We start from the raw sequence: 12,663 nt of genomic DNA, 5'->3' as shown, positions 1-12,663 counted from the left end.
CTGTTTATGCTTTGTGGCGAACTACATATTTGCAAAAAAATCTGGTACTACCCACTATTCGCTACCATTTCAATGGTATTGCGTTGCATTAGATGATAAGACAATAAAAAATATTTTTTGTGTAATTATATAAATTAATTGCCTGATGATATTAGGCATGAGAATAAACATGGTACCTAAGTTATGCCGTGAAAATTAAAATGGCCACTTCTAATCTAGCCTAAATTTTTACCTTTATTGTGTGCTATTTCTGTTACAATTGAGCCTCGGGCCCCCTCGCGTCAGTGTTTGCCCATCTGGTCAGATTCGGAAGAAAGCAGCCAATGCAAATTTGCTTGAGTGCCGGGGTAGGGCTCGTTGATGTTTATATAGTTAGTAAATGGGGGTGCTTATTCACGTTTCTAAGATGTACTTTGGTTAAAACTAATTTTTGAAATAGAAAAGTTGGTTGTGGCTAAGTGAAAAGTTGCTTTTAATATTAAGGTGATGAGAGGAGTATCTTCATCTTGGTGAATTTAAAAAAACCTACTCCAATGATGAAATATATTTATTCTTTTTTTAATAGCACACAAGAAGAAGAGCCCCACGATTATTTATCGTCAACCTCAGAAAAATGGGAAGAGTTTAGTTCTCTTAGGAGGGGTACGGCTGAGCCTCCGGAGGACGATACACGTAATCCCTTGACCGAGATGTATAAATCTAGTCGTCGGCGGAAGAGATCTCAAGATGCTTTTGATGCATCTAAAGGTACTGGCTCTACTGCAGCTAGTTTGTTGGCCACTGTTAGTAGTCTTGTTTCTGCTGGATTTGGCGCCAATTGCACCAGTGTTTCTGAAACCTTAGTTGATCAATTATCAAACGTTACCGTAACTTCAGCCCGTATTCATTTGCCACCAAGCGTTGATCAGTCGAGTGCAGTTTACTCGGTCATAGAAGGTATGTTTCCACAAAGGGTGAACGATACTTTACCATTGGTAGCTAGTGAAACTGGCATATTTAGAAATGAATCGGCGCTGAAAAACGTTGAGATTAGAATTGATCTAGATCAAGCAATAGTTATAAAAGAGCAGCTGTGTCCAATGAACATTACTTTGGAGCAGGACTGTTTTAACAGACCGGAAGTTTTGAAATCTTTCCTTATGCAAGGTGCTGCTCCTGCTGTTTTGTCAGAATCGTCGTGTGATGAGGTGTCATCTCCTATTGAAGTTGTTACTTCAATAGGTAGTTATCATAGTGGTAAACATTTGGTTAACTGCCAGTACAATGGTAATGATATGTTCTCTGGTCCGGAACCGAAAACGGCAACATCTATTCCTGATACTACGTCTGCCACGTCTACTACTTCCATTCCTTCTTCTTCTCCATCTTCTGGTAAAAAAAGTAAAAGATATAAGCAAGTTAATATGGCTATTGTTTCGGATGGAGTAAACGCAACTTCTCCTATTCCTGGGGTTAATGTTACCCATACAAAATGTTTCCGTCATTATGGGAGTAAGCTTGGTAATTTCTGCAAAGATGAACGTTTTAATGCAGGAAGTGTAGTTTGTCGAGAAAGTCAGACTAACAATATTAGAGAATGTAAAGATGGAAGCCTAATAAGCTACCAGCTTGGACAGTTAGTTCCAGGATCAAGTGTTGTGGATTTGAGGGCTACTTTCTATCAAAAGACAGGCAGTAAAGAAATGATTCAGCAGCTGTCAGAATCTAATATTGTTGCAGCTGTCAATACAGTTTTAGAACTTTCGTCCAGTAATGGTCCTTCATCAATTTATATTGTAGTACCCCCAGAGCAAACTTCATCGTGTTCTTTCAATACTCCAGCCATGGAGCGTGCTGTGAAAAGGGCGAGGGAAGAGGGAATAAAAATATTTGGTCAAGTTTCAATTTTGGGGAGCGATATTTTTCCTCAAGGAGTTAAAGAGGTCATATCCATTGAGGACGCCCTAGATGTTGAACCGAAGATAATATTTGCTCCAACTACTAAAGCAACAACAACTACTGAAGCAACAACAACTACTGGGGCAACAACAACTACTGGAGCAACAACAACTACTGACTATACTACTACACGCATTGATGAAGAATATGTGACCCCAATTGACATACATCGACAGCTTTAGTCATCAATGTTGGAGGCTATGATGTAAAAATTTTTGTTATCGCGAATAATTCATAGTGTAATTTTATGCACTGGCCTTTCAATTTAGCTAGAGTTAATTTTTCCTCCACGTTGTATATCTATTATTTTTTTCAAGAATGGCGGGTTGTGCACCATCTTACAATTCCCGTAATAGTAGCAATGACGAAAATTGTTAAACCAAAAAGTATTATGGGCATACGACTTTCTGGGAGACAACAACCATTCAATGGCGTTTCTCGTGAAGGGGGACTATTATTACCTGATACCCTAGCTATAGATTCTAATGCTTCATTATGCGTAGGTTGAAGTGCAAAAGAATGGCTATGCATATCAATAAGAACCTGTTCAGGTACAGTTAGTGGTGGATGTTGTCGATAATTGCTGTTAAATATTCCCAATGTAAATGGTGTTGCTCTCACTACTTCTTCATAAGGCGGCGGTGGGAGGGGATAACTACTGTTTGCAATACCAACACCAACAGGTACTAGCATTTCATTGCCTGGCCATATTTGGGAAGTCGCTTCATCATATGAAGGCGGAGGACTACTTCTCATATCAGATTGAGGCTCTTCATTAGTTACGAGTTCATGTGGCTCCGTGCCATTAGAATGATCAAGGTTGTTCAGGTGCATAAGTTAAAATTCCTAAAACGAAATAATTAATGAAGCGCTTACGAATCTAACCGCCACTGGTAAATATTGCAAACGCTCTTCATTGAACATGATATCGATAAATTTATAGATTGGTAGCAAAATAATCAATGATTAAACAATATCTTATGTTAAATATAGGTGAATAATAACAAGAGTACAATCTGTGAAGTAACGTCAGCCAAACTGACAATCACTAACAAAAACGAATAAATACTCTACTCTTCTTATCAGGAGAAAATTATTCAAATAAAACAATACAACATTAAGCGATATAGATGGTTATATTGCTAGTGATAATCAGAGTCCATTAATTTATAGTATACATTTATCACTAACTCGTATTTAATTTTATACATTGGCTGAGGGTAGTTATCGGTCGTAGGATTTTATTTTCCCTTTCCTTATTAAAAATCAAGTAATGTGTGCATAACTGCTATATAGTTGTTAATAATTACATGAGTATATTTCTATTATAAGGATAGTTGTGTATTCTTCCGCTAGAAAAATTTGGTTGCCTATCATTATAAACGTGGCATTTTTATCCAAAGCACAGTTTGTATCTGGTACTATTTTCATTAATCTTCATTATTTGTTTCTATGATAGTGGCTGAAATCACATTGACCAGATAAATATAGGTTGTTTTTATCATAGAAGTTAAAGTACAAAATGAAATTTTGCTGCCTTAATATGAAAGCCAATAATGACCTAATTTCATTTTTATTATTATTTAAAAAACCGACATTATCTTTGCGCAGATATTATTTTATATAATGTATTGTTTATGAGGCTAGTTGTCATGAGTAAATATTAAGGCACACTTACTAATATTTCCTATTATTATGCTTAGAATAGATGGAGCTAAGTTTTTTAGAGCCTCTTATGGTGTTCTTCACGAAGCTTTTTATATCGATTACTTGCGAGGTTATCCTGAGGGCCAGTTTTATTTGTGACATATGTGAAGTTACAACCCTATTAACGCACGTTCTCTATCGGTTTGTTTTTTGTTACTGTTAACGAAGCAAACCATGCTTAACACGGTTTGCTCGAGTGGGTAGTGATAATTTCATAAAAAATCTAGATGGTTAATGACCCAAGTTATGTGTTGCAACATTTACCGATGTCTCCTATGTAATTTCAAAGACGTCTTGACATATTCATGCTTGCACTATCGTCAGACTTGCACTTCATTACACTTCCAAATATTGCTCCCATAATACATACATCGACAGCTTTAGTCATCAATGTTGGAGGCTATGATGTAAAAATTTTTGTTATCGCGAATAATTCATAGTGTAATTTTATGCACTGGCCTTTCAATTTAGCTAGAGTTAATTTTTCCTCCATGTTGTGTATCTATTATTTTTTTCAAGAATGGCGGGTTGTGCACCATCTTACGATTCCCGTAATAACAGCAATGACGAAAATTGTTAAACCAAAAAGCATTATGGGCATACGACTTTCTGGGAGACAATAACCATTCAATGGCGTTTCTTGTGAAGGGGGACTATTATTACCTGATACCCTAGCTATAGATTCTAATGCTTCATTATGCGTAGGTTGAAGTGCAAAAGGAAGGCTATGCATATCAATAAGAACCTGTTCAGGTACAGTCAGTGGTGGATGTCGATAATTGCTGTTAAATACTCCCAATGTAAATGGTGTTGCTCCCACTACTTCTTCATAAGGCGGTGGTGGGAAGGGATAACTACTATTTGCAACACCAACACCAACAGGTACTAGCATTTCATTGCCTGGCATTTGGGAAGTTGCTTCATCATATGAAGGCGGAGGACTACTTCTCGTATTAGATTGAGGCTCTTCATTAGTTACGAGTTCATGCGGATCCGTGCCATTAGAATGACCAAGGTTGTTCAGGTGCATAAGTTAAAATTCCTAAAACGAAATAATTAATGAAGCGCTTACGAATCTAACCGCCACTGGTAAATATTACAAACGCTCTTCATTGAACATGATATCGATAAATTTATAGATTGGTAGCAAAATAATCAATGATTAAACAATATCTTATGTTAAATATAGGTGAATAATAACAAGAGTACAATCTGTGAAGTAACGTCAGCCAAACTGACAATCACTAACAAAAAAGAATAAATACTCTACTCTTCTTATCAGGAGAAAATTATTCAAATAAAACAATACAACATTAAGCGATATAGATGGTTATATTGCTAGTGATAATCAGAGTCCATTAATTTATAGTATACATTTATCACTAACTCGTATTTAATTTTATACATTGGCTGAGGGTAGTTATCGGTCGTAGGATTTTATTTTCCCTTTCCTTATTAAAAATCAAGTAATGTGTGCATAACTGCTATATAGTTGTTGATAATTACATGAGTATATTTCTATTATAAGGATAGTTGAGTATTCTTCCGCTAGAAAAATTTAGTTGCCTATCATTATAAGCGTGGCATTTTTATCCAAAGCACAGTTTGTATCTGGTACTATTTTAATCCTACATTCAATTAACTATTTTCGTTAATCTTCATTATTTGTTTCTATGATAGTGGCTGAAATCACATTGACCAGATAAATATAGGTTGTTTTTATCATAGAAGTTAAAGTACAAAATGAAAATTTGCTGCCTTAATATGAAAGCCAATAATGACCTAATTTTATTTTTATTATTATTTAAAAATCCGACATTATCTTTGCGAAGACATTATTTTATATAATGTATTGTTGATGAGGCTAGTTGTCATGAGTAAATATTAAGGCACACTTACTAATATTGCCTATTATTATGCTTAGAGTAGATGGAGCTAAGTTTTTTAGAGCCTTTTATGGTGTTCTTCACGAAGCTTTTTATATCAATCACTTACTTGAGGTTATCCTGAGGGCCAGCTTTATTTGTGACATATGTGAAGTTACAACCCTATTAACGCACGTTCTCTATCGGTTTGTTTTTTGTTACTGTTAACGAAGCAAACCATGCTTAACACGGTTTGCTCGAGTGGGTGGTGATAATTTCATAAAAAATCTAGATGGTTAATGGCCCAAGTTATGTGTTGCAACATTTACCGATGTCTCCTATGTAATTTCAAAGACGTCTTGACATATTCATGCTTGCACTATCGTCAGACTTGCACTTCATTACACTTCCAAATATTGCTCCCATAATATTTAAGTAATCCATTTTACGATGCCAAATTATGTGATGATGATCATAATCCTAATCTTAGTATTTTTGTTAGGTTTTGCAATAGTACTCGAGATTACATAGATTATCCATTTACACAATCAGCAACCATTAGTACATTAGAAGGTGTTAATGGAGAAAATATAGGTCATGATTCTATTTCCAGTAAATTATGTGATATAGGAAGGGATTTGTGTACAGCTATTGTAGAAATTCCCCAAGAAGTTAATGAATTACTTATCACAAATGCTTTTGAAGATGGGTCATCAATATTGAGAGGCCAAGGAAAAGCAAATGCTTTTAATTTCAGTTTTCCTTTACACCTTCCTAGAGTAGCTAGTGGTAACGACCGTACAGGATCTGATCTTATCACACAATTGTCTGGCATTGGATCATTTATCCGTGGATACCTTAGTGATTATGCGGATGATGTTGGTGGTTTTGATTTAAGTAATCCATTTTACGATGCCAAATTATGTGATGATGATCATAATCCTAATCTTAGTATTTTTGTTAGGTTTTGCAATAGTACTCGAGATTACATAGATTATCCATTTACACAATCAGCAACCGAGGGATCAGATGATCTTAAAACTACGGTATCTAATTTTATGAGTTCCGCAATTACAGAATCAACAACTACTGAGTCAGAGATTACAACTATTGGGTTGACATCTTTGATCCCAACTAAAATAACACCAGCCAGTACTAATATCAATACGTTAAATATTGTATTGATTTCATTTTTATTCATTGCTTTTGCTATAATTGCTTTCCTAGGGTATAGGTCTTGCAAAAATAATAAATCACGTCAGCCTATATCACAAACTGACAATGCTAACGCCGAGGAAGAACTAGAAGATCTTGTATAGATACTATAGATACATGTGCGGTCTGCTGTACCTATAACAGACGTAATAGTAGCCATCATAATTAAACGTACATACAGTAACAAATTAACCCTGCGGCCGCACTAAATTAAATAACAAAAGCAAAAAACCACCACAACCGATAATGAATCAAAATTATTTTGTAAATTTAGCAGCATCAACCAACATAACAACTCTTAGTAGTGACTACAGTTATGATTGGATATAATTACAGATGATAATTCCAATAACAATATAATCGCTAAATTTAAACACAAATAACACCAATCAATATTACAACATTTGCTGAAATATTGGATGAGTTCCTACCTTTTAATATGAATTAATTTTTATAATTCATCAACACCTATTGAACACTGTGTAATAAAATTCTTACTCACTTAGTAGATACACACTAATAGCAATCAAACAAAAAATAAACTCGTCAATTAAAGTAATGAGAAAATTAGTGCTTCAATTTACAACTATACGAATATAAATCTTAATTCAAACAAACATCGTATCATTCATACTCTGATAATATAATTAAATAGCATATAAAATTGGGCTATAATTACCTTAGTCACATAAATAGCAATGGGTTTGCATTGCAATAGTGGAGCATTATACATAACAAACCTGATGCATTTTAGGTTTTAATAAGGCACTTCGTATATAAATTTATTATTATAAAACAATTAATTTACAAAACAAATTGGATACACACTAACTATAATTAATGCTTACGACACCATAAATTATAAAATTAGAAGGCGTTAGCGGAAGGAAAGACTAACATAAATATGATTACAATAATAGTATTTCCAGAGCTAAATTTATTACAGGATAAAATGTATGTATGCCCGTTGCAAAAAGCATCAAAGATGTTGGTTACTAATTTATCGAAAATGCTTTTGAATATTCAGTCTAAGAAACCCTTACCTACAAATCTAGCAATTACAGCAGCGTAGGAAACATTTCCTCACAGTATGATTAACGAGAATATTGATGTTAATATTTATGATATAACCGGATCTGCTCTTGTATAACCACTTAAAGTACTAGGATGACAATATACTTTTGGTTTCAGTAACCATTGACTTTTTCTTCTTTCTCTTTCCAATAGTATTGCTGATGGAATCAAATGTGGTCTACTTGTATATAATTTAATCTTTACCGTTAATAATTAGTCTTATATAAGATATCTTCATTATTTGAAGATGATACAATTGACACGGGTATATTGATAACTCCAGGAATGTCTATTTCAGATCTACGGTCAAGTTTCATATCAAATAATATGTTTTTTAAAAAATTACGAGAGCATTGCGAAAAAGTTAAAAAGGATATACGAGTAATCCCGAATGATAATTTATCACGTATATTTCAAAGTTATATTATTTTAAGCAATAATGGTTACTTAAATTCAACTAAAACTAGGATTAGATTTCGCTCCAAAAAGAATAAATTTATCCCAGAGCTAAAAGAGTTAATTATAAATACGATATCTAATTTACCCAATAGTATCATTTCCGAAATTGAAAAAATCAATCCAGAAAACATCGTTAATTCTTTATTTTCAGATGTACATGGTGTATTAGCATCGAAATCATTGATAAAAAACATGAAACTATTATTAGCACCCAATAAACATGAATTTGAATTTGCAAATAAAAGATTTGATGATAATTTAAATTTGTTCAATAAGTTACTAGAAAAAATAGCAAATATAGTAAGAGAATTTTGTATATTTCATGACGGAGTTTTTTTGCCAGATGAGTCTATGGTAGAACAACTATCTAAGTACCTATTGTCAGACATGTATGGCGTATCTTCCAAATTTCATAAAAAACTTAAACTGCCCGCTCAAAATATACCAAAACCTCGAGAATCAATTGACAATGTTTACTTGAAGAGCAATTATACAAAAGATGTGACAATATCCGCTACAAGAAACACTGATCCATCAGAACAAGAAACGATGACAAAAGAATTTGATCTAAAGAAACCGTATCGTAAAACTAACTTACTTTCTGCAGATAATATATCAAATATATATGAAGATGCCATTAAAAAAATTAGTATAGATAATAATTGCCGGTTTAAGAACAGCGTATTAGAGAAACTAGGTGCTTATATTACAAGTAGGGGAATCACAAAGTCATCCCTTGATTTATCCAAAACCTATTCAAATGTACGCAAATACGTTTTGGATAAAATTTCCCCATACATTAGTGATGCCATAGCCACTACAGATGTATTGATAACTCCTGGGATATCTTTATCGAACTTAGTATACAGTTGCGTATCAAATAGACTTTTCTTTGAAAAATTAAGTAAAAATTGTGAAGAAACTGTAAAAAATATAAATTTAGTTCCTAGTAATTATTTCTCAAACATTATTCAAAGTTGTATTTATTTGACCTCAACTGAACGGTTAATAATTACTAGCAAGAAAAATAAATTATGCCCAGCGATAAAATTGCTAATTACAGAAACAATATCTAATTTGCCGAATAATATTATCAATGAGCTCAAAAAATTTAATCCAAATGAGATCGCTGATGGATTATTTGTAAATATACATAATGTATATTTACAAAAATCATTAATAAGAAAAATAGAACTAATTTTTAATTCTAACAAGCTACCAGATGATAAATTTATATCTAATTTAAATTTTCTCAATAATTTACTTACAAAGATATTTATAGAAGTAGAATCTCATCAGGCATTACATGAGGGAAAAATATTGTTCCCAGGAAAACATACAGCAAAATTACTATCCAAATATCTTTTATCAGATATGTACAAAATACCTGCCAAAATTCATAAAGAACTTAGATTTCATAAACATGATAAAGATGGCATATCAGAAAGTAATTATGAAAAAAGTTCTGAAAATAATATTAATAATAATATGAAAATATCATTATTAAAAAACCCTCTACTTATTCCACAAAAAAAATTGAAGTGGGACCTTAATCCTGTAGCTCCCATCTCTATATACAAATTAGCTTTGTCAGGAATTGATATTGATAAAAGTGATTTTGAATGTTCCTTCATAGATAAAGCAAAGCACTATTACTCTGTAATAAACCATATTAGTAGAAAAGAAAAAATAGATATTGATCTCTCTATAACGTATAACAATGTTAAAAATTATATTTTGGAAACATTTTCCCCTTTTCTGAAAGAGATTGAAGAAGAAACAAGATCAAAAATAAAACTAACTAATGGCATGACCATAGATGAATTAAGGTTATCCTACGCATCAAATGAATTAATAGAACCAAATCCAAAAAGAATAGACCTTAAGAAAAATACAGGAGAAATGATAACAGCTTCAAATTTGAAAAATATAGGACAAACAAAAAAATATTCACCTAAATCTGAAACACTTGGGTGTCCGATAATTAAAAAAGAAATACGTATAAAGTTATATCGTTGTGATGTTAGCGAAATTATACGCGCAGAAAAAACTTGCAACACCTTGACTTTAAATTCCACAGAACATATTACTGCAAAAAACACATTAACCGATAATGAAACACTATCAATAACACAAAACCTAAGAAGAGTAAAATCTGAAAAAATATCAATTAACAAAAATGATATCAAAAAGAATATAAGGCTAAGATCCTATCATAACACCAATTTGTGGAATACAAAATCTAACTCAAAAATGGTATACATAGATGCCATTAAAAAAATAGGTATAGATAATGACGGATTATTTAAGAGTCGTGTATTAGAAAAAATATGTAAAACTGTTGAAAGAAGAAATTTATTAAAATCTTGTATTGACCTTTCTCAAACTTATTCAAACATACGCAAGTATGTCTTATATAAGATATCTTCATTATTTGAAGATGATACAATTGATACAGGTATATTGATAACTCCAGGAATGTCTATTTCAGATCTACGATCAAGTTGCATATCAAATAATATGTTTTTTAAAAAATTACGAGAGCATTGCGAAAAAATCGCAAAGTATATACTAGTAACCACTAATAATAATTTGTCACGTATATTTCAAAGTTATATTATTTTAAATATAAGTGGTTACCTAAATTCAACTAAACACAAGGCCAAGGTTAAATTTAAGTCCAAAAGGTGTAAATTTATCCCAGATCTAAAAGAGTTAATCATAGATACGATATCTAATTTGCCTAACAGCATAATTTCCGAAATTGAAAAGATCGACCCCAAAAACATTGTTAATTCTTTATTTTCAGATGTACATGGTGTATTAGCATCGAAATTATTAATAAAAAATATGAACTTATTATTTGAGTCCAATAGACACGAATTTGAATTTGCAAATAAAAGATTTGATGATAATTTAAATTCGTTCAATAAATTACTAGAAAAAATAGCAAATATAGTAAGAAAATTTTGTATATTTCATGACGGGGTTTTTTTACCAGATGAATCTACGGTAGAACAACTATCTAAGTACCTGTTGTCAAACATGTATGGCGTATCCTCCAAGTTTCATAAAAAACTTAAATTGCCCGCTCAAAATACACAAAAACCTCGAAAATCAATTGACAATATTAACTTGAAGAGCTCTTATACAAAAGAGGTAACAACATCCGTTACAATAAACAATGACCAATCAAAACAAGAAACGATGACAAAAGAATTAGATCTAAAAAAACCGTATCGTAAAGCTAACTTACTTTCTGCAGAGAATACATCAAATATATATGAATATGCCATTAAAAAAATTAGTATAGATAATAATTTCTGGTTTAAGGATAGAGTATTAGAAGAATTAGGTGATTACATTACAGGTAGGGGGATCACAAAGTCATCCATTAACCTATCCACAACTTATTTAAATGTGCGCAAATATGTTTTGGATAAAATTTCCCCGCACATTATTGATGCCATAACCACTACTGATGTATTGATAGCTCCCGGGATGTCTTTATCGGACTTAGCACATAATTGCGCATCAAATAGGCTTTTCTTTGAAAAATTAAGTAAAAACTGTGAAGAAGCTGTAGAAAATATAAAGTTAGTTCCTAATAATTATTTCTTAAGCATTATTCAAAGTCATATTCATTTAGACTCGCATGAACGTTTACCAATTATTAATAAGAAAAATAAATTATGCACATCGATAAAACTGTTAATTACAGAAACAATATCTAATTTGCCGAATAATATTATCCATGAGATCAAAAAATTTAGGCCCAGTGAGATCGCTGATGGATTATTTGTAAATATACACAATGTGCATTTAAAAAAATCATTAATAAGAAAACTAGAACTAATTTTTAATTCTAATAAGATGCTAGACAATAAATTTATATCTAATTTAAATTTTCTAAATGATTTACTTACAAAGATATTTATAGAAGTGAAATCTTGCCATTTTTTTGTGATCCGTAGTACATTTGTTTGTGTATGTTCAGCACTGTTAACTTGCTTGTATTGAATAAAATCATTGTTAACCGTGATTAATCATAGTGTCATCATTTTCCCATTTGTACTGTTTGTGTTAATAATGCATGACATCAATAGGTAATCATGATTGACTTTATGGTGCACTTATACTCCAATTCTAGCTTAATACAAAGGTGTAGCCACAGGTTGATTATATAAGCAGCATATCAACTCGTGCTTTGTTTCCATATTTTTTGTTATGTTGCTCTCATTTATATCTATCTATTTTTTCAAGTTATACTTAAGTTAATGTTTACTGAAGAAGATGAATATTATCATAGTAATAGTGATGTATTACTAGAAACAACCAATAACATACATCATTATCTTTTGTTACGGTAAATATTGCAGGTCATGCAAACAATTTAAAATCATCG

Annotated in this window: 5 protein-coding genes and 1 other RNA gene; 4 read left to right on the top strand and 2 right to left on the bottom strand. The window is 32.0% G+C overall.

Annotated features, from left to right (window positions below):
- The first annotated feature begins 265 nt into the window (after window positions 1-265).
- Both ffs and Arg41_RS07625 read left to right on the top strand, forming a co-directional pair.
- An RNA gene (gene ffs, locus Arg41_RS07630) (signal recognition particle sRNA small type) lies at window positions 266-362 on the top strand.
- Window positions 363-506: 144 nt separating this feature from the next.
- Entirely contained in the window at window positions 507-2,120 is a 1,614-nt protein-coding gene (locus Arg41_RS07625) for a hypothetical protein (RefSeq protein WP_157722340.1), read from the top strand.
- Window positions 2,121-2,250: 130 nt separating this feature from the next.
- Here the strand turns inward: Arg41_RS07625 and Arg41_RS07620 are convergent, their stop codons facing one another.
- Window positions 2,251-2,772: a hypothetical protein gene (locus Arg41_RS07620; RefSeq protein WP_092490742.1), complete on the bottom strand. Its 522-nt coding sequence runs from the start codon at window positions 2,770-2,772 to the stop codon at window positions 2,251-2,253.
- A 1,387-nt stretch (window positions 2,773-4,159) separates the two neighbouring features.
- The gene (locus tag Arg41_RS07615; RefSeq protein WP_092342758.1) at window positions 4,160-4,675 is read right to left on the bottom strand and encodes a hypothetical protein; all 516 of its coding nucleotides are present in this window, start codon (window positions 4,673-4,675) and stop codon (window positions 4,160-4,162) included.
- A gap of 1,473 nt (window positions 4,676-6,148) precedes the next feature.
- Here Arg41_RS07615 and Arg41_RS07610 point away from each other — a divergent pair.
- Window positions 6,149-6,829: a hypothetical protein gene (locus tag Arg41_RS07610; protein ID WP_092490741.1), complete on the top strand. Its 681-nt coding sequence runs from the start codon at window positions 6,149-6,151 to the stop codon at window positions 6,827-6,829.
- 1,255 nt (window positions 6,830-8,084) lie between these two features.
- Window positions 8,085-12,278 carry a hypothetical protein gene (locus Arg41_RS07605; protein WP_092490740.1) on the top strand — a complete coding sequence of 1,398 codons (4,194 nt, stop codon included), beginning with the start codon at window positions 8,085-8,087 and terminating at the stop codon, window positions 12,276-12,278.
- Window positions 12,279-12,663 lie beyond the last annotated feature (385 nt).

Origin of the sequence: Candidatus Ichthyocystis hellenicum (genome assembly GCF_001460935.1) — a bacterium.
In the GTDB taxonomy this organism is placed as follows: Bacteria; Pseudomonadota; Gammaproteobacteria; order Burkholderiales; family 2013Ark19i; genus Ichthyocystis; species Ichthyocystis hellenicum.
The sequence above is the reverse complement of the archived record's forward strand: the minus strand, read 5'-3'. Positions and strand labels throughout refer to the sequence as shown.

Coding starts and splice junctions, on each gene's coding strand:
- Arg41_RS07605 (WP_092490740.1), top strand. CDS start 8,085: ATGTCTATTTCAGATCTACGGTCAAGTTTCATATCAAATAATATGTTT.
- Arg41_RS07620 (WP_092490742.1), bottom strand. CDS start 2,772: ATGCACCTGAACAACCTTGATCATTCTAATGGCACGGAGCCACATGAA.
- Arg41_RS07615 (WP_092342758.1), bottom strand. CDS start 4,675: ATGCACCTGAACAACCTTGGTCATTCTAATGGCACGGATCCGCATGAA.